This window comes from Bacteroides gallinaceum, assembly GCF_030373775.1.
Lineage (GTDB): Bacteria > Bacteroidota > Bacteroidia > Bacteroidales > Bacteroidaceae > Phocaeicola > Phocaeicola excrementipullorum.
This window is the reverse complement of record NZ_JAUDEN010000034.1, coordinates 1-17,783: the sequence shown is the minus strand read 5'-3', so window position 1 is coordinate 17,783 and position 17,783 is coordinate 1. Positions and strand designations below refer to the sequence as shown.

General features: G+C 50.8%; 16 protein-coding genes and 1 pseudogene. 6 read left to right on the top strand and 11 right to left on the bottom strand.

From position 1 onward, the window contains the following. Positions 1 to 70: 70 nt before the first annotated feature. Positions 71 to 964: a helix-turn-helix domain-containing protein gene (locus QUW60_RS13595; protein ID WP_289561130.1), complete on the bottom strand. Its 894-nt coding sequence runs from the start codon at positions 962 to 964 to the stop codon at positions 71 to 73. 253 nt (positions 965 to 1,217) lie between these two features. On the opposite strand from QUW60_RS13595, the pseudogene QUW60_RS13590 reads away from it, so the two are divergent. Further along, positions 1,218 to 1,859: pseudogene (locus QUW60_RS13590) on the top strand (alpha/beta hydrolase); the annotation flags it as partial. Positions 1,860 to 1,942: 83 nt separating this feature from the next. Beyond that, positions 1,943 to 2,494: a cyclophilin-like fold protein gene (locus QUW60_RS13585; RefSeq protein ID WP_289561128.1), complete on the top strand. Its 552-nt coding sequence runs from the start codon at positions 1,943 to 1,945 to the stop codon at positions 2,492 to 2,494. Between the two features lie 39 nt (positions 2,495 to 2,533). On the opposite strand, the gene QUW60_RS13580 is transcribed toward QUW60_RS13585, so the two are convergent. Beyond that, entirely contained in the window at positions 2,534 to 3,484 is a 951-nt protein-coding gene (locus tag QUW60_RS13580) for an IS1595 family transposase (protein WP_289561126.1), read from the bottom strand. Between the two features lie 126 nt (positions 3,485 to 3,610). Here QUW60_RS13580 and QUW60_RS13575 point away from each other — a divergent pair, with 126 nt between their 5' ends. Genes QUW60_RS13575 through QUW60_RS13560 form a run of 4 tightly spaced genes read left to right on the top strand, consistent with a single transcriptional unit; the run spans position 3,611 to position 6,986 of the window. Beyond that, positions 3,611 to 3,988 carry an alpha/beta hydrolase family protein gene (locus QUW60_RS13575; protein ID WP_289561124.1) on the top strand — a complete coding sequence of 126 codons (378 nt, stop codon included), beginning with the start codon at positions 3,611 to 3,613 and terminating at the stop codon, positions 3,986 to 3,988. A gap of 12 nt (positions 3,989 to 4,000) precedes the next feature. Next, positions 4,001 to 4,849, top strand: a complete 849-nt coding sequence (locus QUW60_RS13570) for a DUF3737 family protein (protein ID WP_258338327.1) — start codon at positions 4,001 to 4,003, stop codon at positions 4,847 to 4,849. Position 4,850: 1 nt separating this feature from the next. Beyond that, positions 4,851 to 5,756, top strand: a complete 906-nt coding sequence (locus tag QUW60_RS13565) for an EamA family transporter (protein WP_289561121.1) — start codon at positions 4,851 to 4,853, stop codon at positions 5,754 to 5,756. Next, the gene (locus tag QUW60_RS13560; protein WP_289561119.1) at positions 5,757 to 6,986 is read left to right on the top strand and encodes a DUF418 domain-containing protein; all 1,230 of its coding nucleotides are present in this window, start codon (positions 5,757 to 5,759) and stop codon (positions 6,984 to 6,986) included. It abuts the gene before it with no gap. 74 nt (positions 6,987 to 7,060) lie between these two features. On the opposite strand, the gene QUW60_RS13555 is transcribed toward QUW60_RS13560, so the two are convergent. The 9 genes from QUW60_RS13555 to QUW60_RS13515 form a co-directional block, all read right to left on the bottom strand. Then, a complete protein-coding gene (locus QUW60_RS13555) occupies positions 7,061 to 8,083 on the bottom strand; it encodes a L,D-transpeptidase (RefSeq protein WP_289561117.1) in 1,023 nt (340 codons plus the stop codon). An 89-nt stretch (positions 8,084 to 8,172) separates the two neighbouring features. Further along, the gene (locus tag QUW60_RS13550) at positions 8,173 to 8,784 is read right to left on the bottom strand and encodes an IMPACT family protein (protein ID WP_258338323.1); all 612 of its coding nucleotides are present in this window, start codon (positions 8,782 to 8,784) and stop codon (positions 8,173 to 8,175) included. A 12-nt stretch (positions 8,785 to 8,796) separates the two neighbouring features. Next, positions 8,797 to 9,705 carry a DMT family transporter gene (locus tag QUW60_RS13545; protein WP_258338322.1) on the bottom strand — a complete coding sequence of 303 codons (909 nt, stop codon included), beginning with the start codon at positions 9,703 to 9,705 and terminating at the stop codon, positions 8,797 to 8,799. A 406-nt stretch (positions 9,706 to 10,111) separates the two neighbouring features. Beyond that, positions 10,112 to 11,359 carry a DUF1015 domain-containing protein gene (locus QUW60_RS13540; protein ID WP_289561114.1) on the bottom strand — a complete coding sequence of 416 codons (1,248 nt, stop codon included), beginning with the start codon at positions 11,357 to 11,359 and terminating at the stop codon, positions 10,112 to 10,114. A gap of 97 nt (positions 11,360 to 11,456) precedes the next feature. Next, positions 11,457 to 12,377, bottom strand: a complete 921-nt coding sequence (locus QUW60_RS13535) for an NAD(P)-dependent oxidoreductase (protein WP_289561112.1) — start codon at positions 12,375 to 12,377, stop codon at positions 11,457 to 11,459. A gap of 106 nt (positions 12,378 to 12,483) precedes the next feature. Next, the gene (gene serC, locus QUW60_RS13530; protein ID WP_258338319.1) at positions 12,484 to 13,560 is read right to left on the bottom strand and encodes a 3-phosphoserine/phosphohydroxythreonine transaminase; all 1,077 of its coding nucleotides are present in this window, start codon (positions 13,558 to 13,560) and stop codon (positions 12,484 to 12,486) included. Positions 13,561 to 13,818: 258 nt separating this feature from the next. After that, positions 13,819 to 15,141 (bottom strand): DEAD/DEAH box helicase, encoded by a 1,323-nt coding sequence (locus tag QUW60_RS13525; protein ID WP_289561110.1) that lies wholly within the window; start codon positions 15,139 to 15,141, stop codon positions 13,819 to 13,821. Between the two features lie 135 nt (positions 15,142 to 15,276). Beyond that, positions 15,277 to 16,629 carry an MATE family efflux transporter gene (locus QUW60_RS13520; RefSeq protein WP_289561108.1) on the bottom strand — a complete coding sequence of 451 codons (1,353 nt, stop codon included), beginning with the start codon at positions 16,627 to 16,629 and terminating at the stop codon, positions 15,277 to 15,279. Between the two features lie 412 nt (positions 16,630 to 17,041). Further along, positions 17,042 to 17,783, bottom strand: a 742-nt coding sequence (locus QUW60_RS13515; RefSeq protein ID WP_289561107.1) for a hypothetical protein, incomplete at its 5' end; no start/stop codon positions are given.

The window sequence follows — 17,783 nt, the reverse complement described above, 5'->3', positions numbered from 1 at the left end:
GAAATCAATATTTCTCCGCTCCGGATCCGCCGGAATCAGGAACGCCGACAAACGTCTGCAGCCCCAACACTCAATTCATTGCCCGGTATTCTTTCGGCGTATACCCGACTTGCTTCTTAAAGAAGCGCAGAAAATGCTGCGGATGCTGAAAGCCCAGCATATCCGCAATCTGCTTCGTATTCAGGTCCGGATCAAGCAAGGCGTTCTTTGCTATTTCCGTTATCTTGACCTGGATCAGTTCATACGGAGTCTTGCCGGTTTCCGACTTCACCAGATCGCCAAAATAGTTGGGAGAAAGGCAAACTTTTTCGGCAAAATATTTCACGGTGGGCAGTCCCTGCGAACGTGCCGTGCCGGAATCCCAATACTCGTCCAGCAACTGCTCGAAACGGACAAGGATATCGTTGTTCAGCACTTCGCGAGTGACAAACTGGCGTTCATAGAAGCGCATGCAGTAGTTGAGCAGCACCTCGATATTGGAGATTATCAGCGGTTTGGAAAACTTGTCGATGGGATGCTCCAGTTCATGGGCTATCTTGCTCATATAATCCTGCACGATGGAGCGTTCATCTGCTGACAGGTGAAGCGCCTCATTGGACGCATACGAAAAAAAGCTATACTGTTTCATCTTCTGCGCCAATGGGGTGCGGAGCAGGAAATCGGGATGAAACAGCAGCGCGTCAGCTTCAGGCACGGGGCCGTCTTCGATACGGTGAATGCCGACCGTCTGCCCCGGAGCGAAACAGACCACGGTTTCATCGTCGAAGTCGTATTTTGTTTTTCCGTAATTGATGGTACATCCCACCGTCTTTTTCAGAAACAGCGCATAGAATCCGAACGTCATCTTATGCGTCGGCTGGTTTTCCGAACGGTCGAAATGTACAATACTCACCAGCGGATGCCTGGTCTGAAAACCAAAGAAACGATTGTACTGTTCAATGGTATCTGCTTCTATTATTTCCATACAGCTTTTCTATTGTTTGCCGCAAAGGTAGTCTTTTCCATATAAAGTAAAAAATGCGTCCGCCGGATAAACGTAAATGGGGTACTTTTTCCCGTAACAGGGGTACGTTGTTGATATTCAGCAGATGGAATCTGAGACAAATCCGTAAAAGAGGTACTTTTATCCACCATACAGGTATTCGCCGTATGCATGCAAACAACTACTTTTGCAACATGAAACAATACAGGAGCAACCATCAAAAAAGCATAAGCATATGAAGTTAATGACAATCCTCACCGCTGGTCTGCTGGCTTTCAACATGACAGGCTTTGCACAAAACGACCGCACGATGAAGTTTCAGGAAGAGCATTTGAACCTGACAGCCGGATGGGATAAGGTTTTCCCCCAAAGCAACAAAGTAACCCACAGCAAGATTACTTTCCACAACCGATACGGCATCACGCTTGCCGCCGACTTATATATTCCGAAGAATGCGGAAGGCAAGCTCCCGGCGATAGCTGTCAGCGGCCCGTTCGGAGCGGTGAAGGAGCAGGCATCGGGACTTTATGCGCAGACATTGGCCGAACACGGATTCCTGACCATCGCTTTCGACCCTTCATTTACCGGAGAAAGCGGCGGACAGCTACGCAGTGTGGCATCTCCGGACATCAACACGGAAGATTTCAGTGCAGCAGTGGATTATCTGGCCACCCGTGACGATGTGGACGCTGAACGCATCGGCATACTCGGCATCTGCGGTTTCGGCGGTTTCGCCATCAATGCGGCGGCTATGGACACGCGCGTCAAGGCAACGGTGGCATCCACCATGTATGACATCTGCCGGGGAACTGCCAACGGTTATTTCGATGCCAATGACAACGCCGATGCCCGTTACGAAATGCGCAGGCAGCTGAGCCAGCCATACCGACCTGTACGACAATCTGGGAAAGATACCGTTCGGCAAGATTGCGGCATTTTATAACCAATACCTGAAGTGATATGAAACGGCTGATCAACTGCTGGGGACTGGCAACTCTCCTCCTTCTCACGGCAAACGCCCTTACTGCCTGTTCGGACGATGACCCGACGGAAGAAAAGACGGAAACTCCGGCACTGCCATCGGATGAAGGCGAAGGCGGCAATGAAGAAAACACTGATGACAACAACGGTAACAACAACGAACTTATGGAAAGAAACATTACGATCTCAGCAAACGGAACGTCATTTTCTGCCACGCTTGAAGACAACGACGCGGCACGGGCCTTTGCAGCCATGCTTCCCCTTACGCTGGACATGAACGAGATGAACGGCAACGAAAAATACCATTATCTGGACAGCAGTCTGCCTACGGAAAGTTACCGGCCGGGAACTATCCGGACGGGCGACCTGATGCTCTATGGCTCGTCCTGCGTTGTTCTCTTTTATGAAACCTTTCCATCCGGTTACAGCTACACACGTCTGGGGCAGACAGACAGTCCCGAAGGGCTTGCCGCAGCCTTGGGCAGCGGAAACGTGAGCGTAAGGTTTGCAATAGCTGAAAATCAGAAATGAAAATTAAACAAAAATAAATGAATGTCCGCAAGTTGCCAATTAGTAAATTCTATGTTTGAAGTCCGCCCTATAGGAACACGCACAAAGTTCAAGCCTTTCAAAGAGGCTACATCCGAAATACCTTCTGTTGAACTTGTAGCAGAACTCGTTGAGGTAGAGCTGGAGGAACTCCGCTTTTATGTCATGGTAAGTGTCCAGTATGCTCCTCTTGGCGTTGCTGATGACAATGTGTACCCATGGCAGGACTTTCCCGACACTCCTTTTGTCGTCCGTAACGACGGCATGATGGGAGGATGCCACCCCGCCCTTTCCAAGAGAGGCATAGCTGCTGAACCCGTCCGTGGTCACATCGGCATTCCCGTCCGTTCCTTGCCTAATCTTGCCGGTAATGGTGGAAGCCTTGAAATCATCGATGACCTGCATCTTTATATGCCCGACACTCTTGGGCGTACTGTACTTCTTGGCCGGAGGCGTCTTTGGCAGGCTGCTTTCCGCCATGACAAGGACAGGGGTCTTGCGCTGGCTTCCCCGTCCGCGCTTCAACGGGCAATCTTTCTGTTCTTCGGGCGTTTCCGTGGAGAAGAAGCCCTCGTCAACCTCCATGTCCCCATGGAGAGGGTAGCGTCCGTCGCGCTTGCCCATCACGTCGCGCAGCTTGTGTACCATCTCCCATACAGGCTGGTAACGCTTACGGCCAATCTGGCGCTGTATCTCCTTGGTGGATATGGCACGCTTTGTCGCCGTCAGAAGGAACATGGCAGCAAACCAGTCACGAACAGGCAGATGACTGCCTTGCATTACCGTACCGGAACGAAGTTGCATCTCATGTTTGCAATCCATGCACGTCCAGGACTTGTGGCTCGGATTCCAGCTCAGGCGCAAACCGCCGCATTGACTACAGAACAGGCCATGATGCTCACGGAAACGGCGAAGGGCTTCCTCACAGGATGCCTCGTCGGGATATTGACGGTAAAAATCAAGCAGGTTCATAATGCATATGTTTATTGTCTTACGTTTTATATCCTGCATAAAGTGTTCCAAAACATGCCTGTGGGGCAATTGGGCAGTTTAAACTTTGCTAATTTGGTAACATGCGGACATTCATCAAAAATAAATATGATTCCTTTTCTCAGAAAGAAACTGGCTGCACTTATTCTATTTTTCTCTTTCTTCATCAGCATATCATGCAAAGGCAATGAAGAAACGGAATGCGTTAAAACCGGAGCGGAAGGGGATTCTTCTGCCGTGGAATATGCAATCAATATAGTCGGGAGTTCCGGCAACTTGTCTGCAATGGTCTATCATCCGGATTTACGTTCCGGCAAAACCTATCCTATGGTTATCCTGATGCACGGCTTTATGTCTGACAAACAAGACCGGGTAATCAATGCAGTGGCAGCCAGGCTCAGGCAGGCAAATATCGCTTATGTGCGCTTTGATTTCAACGGAAGATGTACGCGACATGAAAACTTGAATTATAAACAACAAACTTGAACGATAAATAATATGCAACTGATTAAAGACAAAGAATTTGGAGGCGAACGTCCGCTGTTCGCCTCGCATGATGTGCACCTGGACAACGTAACCATCCTTGCTGGCGAATCTGCCATCAAGGAATGCAGCAACATCGTAGCGACCAACTGCCGCTTCGAGGGAAACTACCCCTTTTGGCACGTGCACGGGTTTACCATACAGGACTGCTACTTCGCCGTTGGCGGACGCTCCGCACTGTGGTATTCCGACCATCTGACGATGAAGAATACAGTCATAGACGCACCTAAGATGTTTCGGGAAATGAACGACATCGAGATTGAAAATGTCGAAATGAACGATGCGGACGAGGTGTTCTGGAGGTGCGACCGCATCCGTATCAGGAATCTCAGGCTGCATGGGGGCACGTATCCCTTCATGTTCAGCAGCAACATCCGCGTGGACGGCCTGGAAAGCGACAGCAAATACGTCTTTCAATATGCAAAGAACGTGGAAATACACCATGCGAAGATAACGACCAAGGACGCTTTCTGGGAAGTGGAAAACGTGACAATCTATGATTCCGAACTGAACGGAGAATATCTGGGATGGCACTCGAAGAACCTGCGTCTGGTGAACTGCCACATCACAGGAGAACAGCCGCTCTGCTATGCGCACGACCTGATACTGGAGAACTGCACGTTTGATGCCGCCTGCGACCGCGCTTTCGAGTATTCCACACTGGAAGCCGACATATGCGGGACGATTACAAACGTCAAGAATCCCATGTCCGGACATATCGTGGCAGATTCCATCGGTTCCGTCACGATAGACGAAAACATCAAGGCTCCTGCCGATTGTATCATAGAAGAACGGAAGAAATGACATGAAAGCCACAGCCAACCGGTACGCCGTCATCACCGCCTACTTCCTGATTTATGTGGTATGGGGTTCCACCTACTATTTCATAGGCGTGGCGCTGGACGGACTGCCCGCGTTCCTGCTCGGCGCATTGCGGTTCAGCGCGGCAGGAGCAATTCTGCTTGCGCTTTGCCGGATGCGGGGCGAGAATGTCTGGCAGCCTGCACTGATCCGCCGTTCGGCAGTCAGCGGCATCGTCCTGCTCTTTGCCGATATGGCGGTCATCATGCTGGCGCAGCGGTATGTCAGCAGCAGCGTGGTGGCGATTGTAGCCTCTTCCACCGCGATATGGATTATGCTGCTGGATGTGCCGATGTGGAAGCGGAACTTCCACCGGACGGCAACCGTCGCCGGAGTCCTTCTGGGATTTGCCGGTGTCGGAATGCTTTACATCGAGCAACTGGATACAGAGCGTTCCGCCATTCCCCATAGCGAATACGGCATCCTGATTCTGATGGCCGGCTGCATTTCGTGGTCGCTCGGTTCGCTTTATGCCAAATACCGTTCCTCGGCGGTAGAGGAGGTGAACGGCTTTGCCGGATCGGCATGGCAAATGCTTTTCGCAAGTCTGATGTTCTGGATATGTGCCGTATCTTCGGGTGAATGGCAGGAAGTATCTTTCCGGTCTGTTCCTCTCCCGGCATGGTGGTCGCTGCTCTATCTGATCACATTCGGCTCGCTGCTGGCTTATTCCGCTTATGTATGGCTGCTGAAAGTACGTCCAGCAACAGAAGTGGCTACCCACGCATATGTCAATCCGGTTGTGGCAGTCATCATCGGCGGTCTGGGCGGAGAAGAGATTACGGCAGTCCAACTGTCCGGACTGGCAGTCATATTAGGCAGTGTTTTATTGGTAAACAGAAAACAATAAATGATGAATACAACAAAAGACATTTCCCCTGTAAAAGCGTCAGAACGGTTTGCCATTCTGGATATCCTGCGCGGTTTCGCCCTGCTGGGCATCTGCATGGCCAATTTCCCGGAGTTTTCCCTCTATAATTTTCTTCCGCAGGAAGTGAAATCATCAATGAGTACAGCCGCGGCAGACAACATAACCCGCTGGCTGCTGTATATCTTCGTCGACGGGAAATTCTATACGCTCTTTTCCCTCCTGTTCGGCATAGGCTTTTCCATTATCATCCGCAATGCGGAACGGAAAGGAGCAAACGGCTTCCGCATCTTCTACCGGCGGATGGGTCTGCTGCTTGTCATCGGATTCATGCACCTGATGTTTATCTGGAGCGGCGACATACTGATGCTCTATGCGCTGCTTGGGATGCTGCTGCCTCTTTTCCGCCGCATGTCTGACAAGGGATTGCTCCGATGGGCAGCCTTTTTCCTGCTCCTGCCCGTTCTTATAGATTTTGTTTGCGAGATAACCCACACCAGTCTGGCACTTCCCTTTGTCCGCTTGCAGGAAATGTATTGCGCAAGATATGGCATCAACGCTGACAACTTCGCATATTGGCTGCGCGACGCGGAAGACTATGGCACGGTGTTCCAGTTTCTGGTACAGGGAGCTTTCGTGCGGATGCAGGAGTTTATAGAGGGCAACCGTTACTTCAAGGTGCTGGGCTTATTCCTGACAGGCTTCTTCATCGGACGGAACCGGATATATGCCGATATGGAAGAGAAAAAGGCACTGCTGTCGAAAGTGTTCCGCTACGGTCTGGCAATAGGCCTTCCCTGCTCCTTCCTTTACGCATGGAGCGCAATGGGCCGGCATCCGCTTGGCATCGCCATGCACAGCGTGTTTTATCTTGCCAGCGTCTACCCGCTCGGCTTCGCATACGCTGCCGGATCAGGTCTTTTCTATCTGAGGACAAAGAACGGAACGGCATGGAAGTGGCTCGCACCGACAGGACGGATGGCCTTGACCAATTACATCGGACAGTCCGTTATCGGTATGTTTCTGTTCTATGGCATTGGCATGGGCTTAGGGACTACTTTTGGATTGTTACAGACCGAAATTGTTGTGCTGGCCGTATTTCTTTTTCAAATGGCATTCAGTGCAGGATGGATGTCCGCCTTCAAGTTCGGACCATTGGAATGGGTCTGGCGGATGCTGACTTACGGCAAATGGCTTGGAATCAGAAATTGACATAAGAACAGACCGCAAAAGCAAAGGAAAGGAAAGCTGACAATATAAATTCAAACAGACGCTTACCGCTCCGGTCATTCAATGACCACCACAAGCGAATTGAATGTCGGAGCCCAGTCATATATAAACTTGGCATGTGAGGTGGCGTTCCGCACGCACATGTGCGAACGGGGAGTCGTTCCGAGCGACCAGCTGTATTCTATCATTGCCGTGCGCGGCACATTTACCGGTACCCCATGAATGTAGGCTCCGTTCGTAAAGCGGCTTGCATAGGGCGCATACCCTCCCGTAGCCTGTGAACCGTCTTTAAGGAAAACCATCTTCGGCTTCTTCTGCTGGATTACGAACATGCCGAGCGGCGTGTCGTGTCCGTAAGGAGGGTTATGCCGTCCCGTTGTGGCAGGATTCATGCTCCGGACAAGCCACTCCCCTTTTGCCTTGCGTTCGAGCGTGGCTATATTCTGATCTCCCCGGTCAACAAAAATGACATGTGAAAAATACGTCGTGTCCGGTAGTTCCCTGACATACCTCTCCGGAGCCAGCCACTCGCTTTCCACCGTCACCGGAACCAGACGGCAATAGCTGCCTGTCTTTCCCTGAAGATAGACGAGCGAGCCGTCGCGCCCGTAGCGCACGGGCGTCACCGTATCAGCCGGAAGATAAAGGGGAACCGACTGATAGCGCTCGACGCCCAGCGTATCCGAAACGCGGTCAAATTCATTGCGCACATAGTTCGCAACTACCGGCGCTTCGCCATACATGTTCTTGTAATTCTGCAGAACGGCCCAGTGACGCGGCTCGAGCTGGATATTCTCGACAAAGGCAAGACACTGGCGGATGATATCCCACTTGAACGAACGCACCGTATCCTGATAAGGATAAGTGTCTTCAAGCGTATACTTGTCATAAAGGAACTCTTTGGCAAGGATAATGTCGGAAGCGGAAAGTGTCCTCCGCTCAAAAGGAAGCACAACCTCTATCGTGTCTGAGGGTGCCGGCTCAGCAATGTCCGCAGGAACGACTTCCACCTCCCGATTGTCACAAGCGGTGAAAGAAAGGGCAATCGCCACTACTGTCTGCCAAGCAAAACGCCTCATAACTCGCTAATTAAGGTCTTTTTACAAAGATAGCGTTTCTTTCGGTAAAAGCAAAAGTTTCAGTGAAAAAACATTTAAGAGCCTGTCGTTTAAATTGTCCGGTCAAGTATCCTCGCCGTTTCCACCTTCTCCAGACGGGCACGCAGCTTCTCCATCATCGAGCGGCGGATGCGTAGCGTCATCAGGCAGTCCATGTCGTATGACTGCTCCAGAATCTCAGGCGACTCCTCCTTTACGATGCGCATCACATCGTTCATGAAAGGATATTCAAAAGCCACCGTTACCGTATCGTCAACTGTCTTTTCGATGATTTCCGCCTCGTCCAGAGCCATGGCAGCCGCCGTGCGGTATGCCACTATCAGTCCGCTTGTTCCCAGCTTGATGCCTCCGAAATAGCGCACAACGACAACCAGTACGTCTGTCAGCTCACGCGAATTGATCTGTCCGAGAATGGGCTTGCCGGCCGTTCCGGACGGTTCTCCATTGTCGTTTGCACGAAAGTCTTTCCGCTCGGCACCAAGCATATAGGCATAGCACACGTGGCGCGCATCGTAATATTTCTTCTGCCAGGCTTCAAGATGCGACTTTACCTCTTCAAGAGTACGCACAGGAATGGCAGCCGCGATGAACTTGCTCCGCTTTTCAGTGAACACCGCTTCCGACATGCCGGTGATGGTTTTGTAGGTATCATCCTGCATCATGAACCTGCCGTATTATTTGTGCAACAGGCGGACACGGATTGCCCGCATCAGCGACTTCCCCACGATAATCAGCATCACCGCCGACAGTATCAGAATGATGCCCAGAATAATCCGGGGAGTCAACGCCTCGCCGAATATCGTAACGCCGATCACCAAAGCCGTAATAGGCTCGAGCGCCCCCAAGATAGCGGCAGGGGTTGAGCCGATGTAATGAATGGACTTCGTCATGAATATCAGCGAAATAATCGTAGGGAACAACGCCATCCCGACGGGATTCAGCCAAAGTTCGGCCGAAGGTATGGGCTGGAGTATGAGGCCAAATTTCAGTCTGACGATATAAACGCTCATTCCAAACAGTACGGAATAGAAAGTAAGTTTCAGCGTAGACATCTCGCGCAGCACAGAGCGGTTCACGCCCACAATATAGATGGCATAAGTCAGCGAAGAAATGAACACCAGCAATACGCCCAGCAGACTCAAGGTCTTGCCGCCTTCGCCGCGATAGAGCAGCATGATGCCCGTAAAGGCCAGGGCGATGGAGAACATGGTGACAAACGACACCTTTTCCTTGAAAAAGACCGCCATAATAATGGCCACCAGAACCGGATAGGCGAAAAGGATGGTGGAGGCGATGCCCGCATCCATGTAATTATAGCTCATGAAAAGTGTAAGCGAAGAAAAAGAGAAAAGGATGCCCATGAGGACAAGCGGAGCTACCTCCGCCTTCTTCAGCGCAAACGACTGTTTCTGGACGAGCATCAGCACGAAAAGCATCACCACGGCAATCCCATAGCGGTAGAACAGCACCGAATCAGGGTTCATCCCTGCACTGTAGAGCGGCAGGGCGAAAAGGGGATTCAAGCCGTAGCTGGCTGCGGCTATCGCTCCATAAGCAAAACCTTTGAATGTAGTGTTAGGCATATATTTCCGGCATTTCTTGAAATTCGCCGCAAAAGTAGTGAATATTTCGGTTGGTTGTGCCGGAAATGTCATACATTTTTACAATTTCCGCCAACATAAAAGTACATAAAAGTTCGTTTGATTTTGCTCAGGCCTATCTTGCGAATTGTCTTCAAGGATGTTTCGCCGATTTTATGAGAGGACAGCAGGCCGTCTGACGAATAGAGCCGGGAAAACAGGCCGGAAACAAACGCAAAAGAACCTGATAGAATACTGCCCTATCGGGAAATTTAAACAACAGTTTCTAGATCAGCATCGGCGCACTGCCAGGGGGCTGACAATACACGCAGCCCTCCCTTCCCAAAAACATAAAAGCGGAGTCTTTGGGGCAGCACAAGCCTTTCCTGATACCGACTCTCCGGATTCCCTATTCCAGCTTATGAATCACAAGCCCCGAACGCAGCTTCGGCTCAAACCAAGTGGTCTTCGGGGGCATGATGTTGCCCGAATCCGCAATATCCATCAGCTGCTTCATCGAAACTGGATAGAGAGCCAGCGCAAGTTTCATCTCACCGCTGTCGACCCGCCTCTTCAACTCCTCCAGTCCGCGGATGCCGCCAACAAAATCAATCCGCTTGTCGGTGCGCAGGTCCTTGATTCCCAAAATCTCATCCAAGATCAGGCCGGAAGAGATGGTTACGTCGAGCACGCCAATCGGATCGTTGTCATCGTAAGTGTCGGGATGAGCAGTCAGACTATACCATTTGCCGTCCAGATAGAGCGAAAAGTTGTGCAGAGCAGCCGGACGATAAATCTCCGTACCTTTCTCTTCTACCGTGAAATGCTTCTTCAGCGCTTCAAGGAACTGTGCAGGAGTCAGTCCGTTCAGATCTTTCACCACCCGGTTATAGTCGATGATGGTTAACTGGTCGGCCGGGAAACACACCGCCATGAAATAATTGTATTCCTCATCGCCCCGGTGGTTCGGGTTCTGCCTTGCCTTCTCCGCCCCCACCAGCGCGGCAGCCGCACTGCGGTGATGCCCGTCGGCAATGTACATGGCAGGCATTTCTGCAAAAATCTCCGTGATGGCCCTGATGTCATCGTCGTTGTCCACCACCCAGAACTTGTGTCCGAATCCATCGCCCGGAGCGATGAAATCATAGACAGGCTCCCCTGCCGTATATTTCGCTACAATGGCATCCACCGTCCTGTTCTCCGGGTAAGCGAAAAACACCGGTTCAATGTTCGCGTTGTTCACCCGCACATGCTTCATGCGGTCCTCCTCCTTGTCGCGCCGTGTCAGCTCGTGTTTTTTGATGGAGCCGTTCAGATAATCGTCTACATAAGCCCCCACTACCAAACCATACTGCGTTTTTCCGTTCATGGTTTGCGAATAGATGTAATAGCACTCCTTTTCGTCCTGCACCAGCCATCCCTTGTCTTGAAACATCCGGAAATTCTCTGCCGCCTTGCCGTACACTCTCGGATCATGCTCGTCAGTACCTGCCGGAAAATCGATCTCCGGCTTGATGATATGGTACAACGACTTTTCGTTGCCCTCGGCTTCCGCACGTGCCTCTTCAGAGTTAAGCACATCGTAAGGACGCGAAGCCACTTCCTCCACCAGTTCTTTCGGAGGACGTATTCCTTTGAAAGGTTTTATCTTGACCATCGCTTTTTTATTTGCAACCGGCAGTCAATGACGGCCGGTGCAGAACGCCCCCCGTCATTAAAGCCTGTCGTTTTAAATTCAACCACTGATTCTTATCTCACTTGTTCACGCGGAACTTCTCGCATCCGTCTTTCAGGAAGCCCACAATCTGTCTGGCAGCAGCTATGCCCGCATTGATGTTTGCTTCGGCAGTCTGCGCGCCCATCTTTTTCGGAGTAGAGAAATAGCGGCCCGGGAACTGCTCGGCAAACTCCTCGTTATGCACAGGCATGATGTCCGTTACATACTTCAAGTCCGGCCGGTCGTTCATGAGCCGTATCAGTTCTTCTTCGTTAATGACCTCCTTGCGCGCCGTATTGACCAGCAAGCCGTTTTTCGGCATACGTCCCACCAGGTCGTAGTTGACAGAACCCTTCGTTTCCGGAGTGGCAGGTATATGCAGCGAAACAACGTTGCACGTAGCATACAGTTCTTCCGCACTTCCTACCGGCTTGATGCCGTCGGCCTCCATCGCCTCTTTCGGACAGTAAGCGTCATAAGCGTAGATGTCCATGCCTATACCTTTGGCAATTCGCGCCACATTGCGCCCCACGTTGCCGTAAGCATGAATGCCCAGTTTCTTTCCTTTCAGTTCGGTTCCCGACTTGCCGTCGTAGAAGTTGCGTACAGCCATGATCATCAGGCCGAAAGCAAGTTCAGCCACCGCATTTGAATTCTGTCCCGGCGTATTCATCACACAGACACCATGAGCCGTGGCCTCGTTGAGATTGACATTGTCATAACCTGCTCCCGCACGCACGACAATCTTCAGTTCTTTTGCCGCATCGAGCACTTCCTTGTCTACAATATCACTTCGGATAATAAGTGCATTGGCATCCTTCACCGCATCCAGCAATTGCTGCTTGTCTGTATATTTTTCAAGCAAAGCCAGTTCGTAGCCCGCATCTTCTATTTCCTTGCGAATGCCGTCGACCGCCACTTTGGCAAACGGCTTTTCAGTTGCAACCAGTACTTTCATAAATTAAGAATTAAGGGTGAATAAATAAATGAAGAAACACAAAGGGCAGCGCATACCCAAAAGCAGCCTCTGCCCTTTGTGTCCCCTGTATCAGCAATTAAAACGATCAATGCGCCTTTTCAAATTCCTTCATGCAGTCGATCAGCGCCTGCACACTTTCTGCCGGAAGCGCATTGTAGCAGGAAGCACGGAATCCGCCTACCGAGCGGTGACCTTTCACGCCCACCATGCCTCTGTCGGTAGCAAACTTCAGGAAGTCCGCTTCCAGTTCCTTGTATTCGTCCGCCATCACAAAGCAGATGTTCATATACGAGCGGTCTTCAGGATCCGTCACCGTACCGCGGAACAACCGGTTGCGGTCGATTTCGCCATACAGCATGTCCGAACGCATTTTCGCACGGCGCTGCATCTCCTCTACGCCGCCTTGAGCCTTCAGCCAGCGCAACGTCTGCAAAGCCGCATAAATAGGCACTACCGGAGGCGTATTGAACATAGAGCCTTTGTCAACATGCGTCTGATAGTTCAGCATGGTCGGTATGTGTCGGGACACCTTGCCCAGCGCATCGTTCTTAACGATAACGAAAGTCACGCCTGCCGGAGCCAGATTCTTCTGCGCGCCGCCATAAATGCAGATGTACTTCGACACGTCGACCGGACGCGAGAAAATATCCGACGACATGTCGGCCACCATCGGCACCGGCACTGTCGGATCGGCATGCAGCTCCGTTCCGTAAATCGTATTGTTGGTAGTGATATGGAAATAGTCGGCGTCTGCCGGAACATTCGCTTCAAATCCTTTCGGGATATACGTATAAGTGTCTTTTTCAGAAGAAGCCACCTCAACGGTTTCACCGAAAGCCTTCGCTTCCTTCATGGCCTTCTTCGCCCATGCTCCCGTATTCAGATAAGCAGCCTTCTTTTCGAGGAAGTTATACGGCACCATGCAGAATTCCAGGCTGGCGCCTCCGCCAAGGAACAACACCGAATAACCGTCCGGAATATCCAAAAGTTCTTTGAACAAGGCAACCGCTTCGTCCACCACCGGCTGGAAATCTTTAGCGCGGTGACTGATTTCCATCAACGAAAGTCCTGAGCCATTGAAATCAAGGATGGCCTGAGCTGTTTTCTCAATTACTTCGCGAGGCAGAATAGAAGGTCCCGCATTAAAATTGTGTTTCTTCATTGGTAGTTTGTTTATTGGTTTGACAATCATTTTCATCTAACTCACATTTGCGAATTTAGCGATTTATTTTAGAAAACCAAAAGAAACGATAATAATTTTACATGGAGATGAAAGATTTTCTTTCAAAATACCAACCGAAACGTGTTTTTGCTTACTTATTGACACACTTCAATCTATACTATGCAGTCTGTGCCGAACAATACATAGCAAAATGAACGGGGGACGCTTCCCCCGATTCTCATATCTGACACAAAGATATCATTTTGCCAGTTCTATCAAAGCTTTTACCCCTTTAATCTTTTCATTCTGCACCAATTTTAACACTTGTTTGGCTTTCTCTCTCGCAACAGCCGCATAAGCGTAATGGTCCTTCACGTCCACCTGCCCGATTTCGTCTTTTTTCAGGTTGCCTTTCTTCGACAGGAATCCGACTATATCGATCTTGTTTATCTTGTCTTTCTTGCCCTTTCCGAAGTAAAGAGTCACAAACCGTGAAAGCGAGGGAGCGGGTATCTTTTCCGGAAAAACGAAGCTTTCAGGCTCGGGCTTGACATACTCCGGAAGCGTTTCTTCCGGATGAAGAATGATAAAGGCGTTTCCATCGGCTTCCCAGCGGGCTGTACGTCCGTTGCGATGGATGAACCCTTCTTCATTGACGGGCAAATGGTAATGCACCACATTCCGGATAGTCGGAATGTCAAGTCCGCGCGCTGCCAGATCGGTCGATATGAACACGTGGCAGCTTCCGTTGCGGAACTTGTAAAGAGCGCGCTCGCGGGCTTCCTGCTCCATTCCACCGTGAAAAACTCCGCACTCGATCTTCTGCGAGCGAAGGAACTGCCCCACGCGGTCTACACTCTCACGGTAATTGCAGAACACAAGCGTAGGCTCTTGTCCCAGACAGCACAGCAGTTTGCCAAGCGTTTCGAGCTTGTCTTTTATCGGCGACATTACCTTATATATATGGAGGCGGTCCGGGACACCCGGCGTGTCACCGTCAAGGAAGTTCAGCCGCACCGCGCGGCGGATGCCGGTAAAAGAGGGAATCTCTTCCGAATCCGTAGCCGACAGAAGTACACGGCGGCGGAGCGATGGCAGCTTGCCTATCACTTCGGCCATCTCGTCCTGGAAGCCGAACTCCAGGCACTTGTCGAACTCATCGATAACCAAGGTACGCACGGCTGCGGCATCAAAGTTCTTTTTCGTCAGATGATCGTTCATCCGTCCGGGCGTACCCACAATCACCGACGGTTCCAGGCTCTGCATCGTCCGGTGCTCGTCCATCGCAGGACGTCCGCCGTAGCAGCTCATCACGGCCAGGCCGGTTTCCATCGACTTGAACACCTGCTCGATCTGCAAGGCAAGCTCGCGCGAAGGAACCATCACTACCGCCTGCACGCCTCTGACATCCTGGCGAAGCGACATGACCAGGGGAATGAGATAGGCCAGCGTCTTTCCCGACCCCGTAGGCGACAGCAGGATGAGGTCAGAGTCATTCTTCACATAAGCCTCAGCCATTGACTGCTGCATGGCATTAAGACTTTCTATCTTCAAATTCAACAAAATATTCTGTATGTCCATACGATAAAATTTCAAGTGATTCAATTCAAATCCGGGAGCAAAGATAGCGAAAAAAGCAGTTGCTTCCAATCGCAGCCCACTAACCGGAAACGGGACTGGAGCAACCGCCAGCCCGAAAAGCCGGACAGCCTCCGATCACCCTGCCAGCATACCGGCCTTATATTGCCTGTTGCAACGCCGGATATACCACAGACAGATGACCAGCGAAACCGAGGTGGAAAGAGGAGGCGCAAACCCCATCCACACAAGAGAACCCGGGTCAATGTGGCTGAACGCCCACGACAACGGAATACGGAACAGGAAGGTAGCAATCAGACTGTGCACCATCGGGAACCAGGAATTTCCCTGGCCGCTGAAGTAGGAATTGATGCAGAATATGAAGCTCACCATCACACAGTCGATGCTGTAGCCGCGAAGATACCCGGATGCCATCGCAATGACTTCCGCATCACGGGTGAAAATGCCCGTAAGTGTATCCGGAAGGAACTGAGAATAGACGCATACCGACACTCCGAACACCAGCGACATCCCGATGCCCGACATCAGGCAACGGTTCATGCGCTCTCTGAGTCCGGCACCGTAGTTCTGCGCTGTCATGGCAGCCACGGCAGAAGAAACAGCCATCGGAGGAAGCATGGCGAAAACAATGATCTTCTCTACCACTCCGAGAGCGGCCGAAGCTATCACTCCCATCTGATTGACTATCACGGTTATGAGCAGGAACGACACGTTGATCAGCGCATCCTGCAAGGCAATGGGAGCGCCGAGCTTAAGCACGCGGCGGGAAAAATAGCCGTTCATCCGGATGTCACGGCGGGTAAACTCGAAATGAAATCCGCGGCGGTGAAGAAACCAGAGCGCGGCGGCAAAGCTGATGCCTTGCGAAGCGACAGTAGCGATGGCGGCACCCGCAGCACGCATCCCGCATCCGCCCACCAGCACAAAGTCGAGCACAATATTGATGACACAGGCCAAAGCCACAAAATAAAGCGGCGTACGCGAGTCGCCCAGCCCGCGCAAAATGCCGCACACCACATTGTAGCCGATGATAAAGGGAATGCCCAGCGAACAGATCAGCAAGTAATGCTCCGTATCGCGCATGGCCTCAGCCGGCGTGTGCATCAGCTCGGCTATCGGACTATGAAAAACGGCCATCGGCAAAGTCAACGCGGCACCCACAATGGCAAAAAGCCACACAGACGATCCGATAATGGCAGCCAGTTCCTTGCTGTTGCGCGCGCCCGTGGCAATCCCGATAAGTACCGTAACGCCGGTGGTCAGGCCGAGAATGATGCCCGTAACGGTCTGCATTACCTGGCTTCCCACAGCCACTCCCGCCACGCTGGCAGCATCGTCAAACTGTCCGACCACAAACAGGTCGGCTCCTCCATAAAGCGCCTGCAGCACATTGGCAAGCAGGTAAGGGACAGCAAACTGAAGCAGCACTTTCGGCACGCTTCCCCGAGTCAGATCAAGTTCTTTTGTCATATTCTTTTCATTTTGTGCAAGCGTTCTCCACACCGGACACACAAGAAATGCCGGACAAGCTGATTGGTTTTACCCAGTCATCTTATCCGGCATTTCCAGCCTCCGATGAGGATTACAAAACGCATCTCCGTTATGTCGGCGCAAAGTTGGGTCAAAGATTCGGCATTTGCAAATTTTCTTCCCTTTTTTGATATGACTTTTCCATTTAAGATCTCTCGGCCCGATATAGAGAGTGGACAATACGCACCCCTCCCTTTCCAACATCGGAAGAAGCCGTTTTCAAGAAAGTAAGACGATCACACCGTCTTAATCCGCAAACTTAAAATGTATTAAATCAGTCCAGGAATTCCCACCGTCAGACCTGTACAAGACTTTATCGGATTCCCATTCAAATTGATAATGTTCATCATCGCTATTTGACATCGTTACTAAATGTTTTGGAGATACCATCCACTTCACTTACCAGTTTCCCCGTAAATACCCTTTCAACCGGAGTCTTGTCTGTTGGAACAGTTACATCTCCTTCATTCCCGTCGCTTCCTGACGGATTCTTCTCGACCAGTTCCACCGTGGATTCGTACCATTCACCAGTTTCATAATCCCTATAATACTCATGAATGGTAAGTCTGTTGTCAGACGAAAAGTTTACAGTGAAATTGCCCTCTTCATCATCATTGTTCCAAACATTGTCCCATGAATAGCGGATCTGGCGTTCGCCTTGGTTTTCCCATTTCCAGAAATGAGCTTCTATTTCATTGTCATTATAAAAACTGAGAAACGTACCCGACTTAGAAAACATAACTTCCGATATTGCACCGTAATATTCATCAGGAGTATAAGTATCGTCGTATTCCCCATCGTACGAATCATATCCTCTCTCATGTATATTCGTCACCTTCCACGTACGGCACAAAGCATTAGTCAAGTCATCATCACCCATCGTTGCGGCCTTTTTTACGGCAAAGGTCATCTCGTTTCCACCATTCGGTTTGATTATTACATCTGTAATTCCCTGGCCACCGTTTGATTTCAGTTGTATGACACCGAATCCCTCCAAATTGAAAGTTTCATCGTCGATTTGGATATAAGTGCCATAGACTACGTTGTCATACGCCACAGCCCTGCTTGCCGGGGCCTTCCGGGAAAAAAGATTT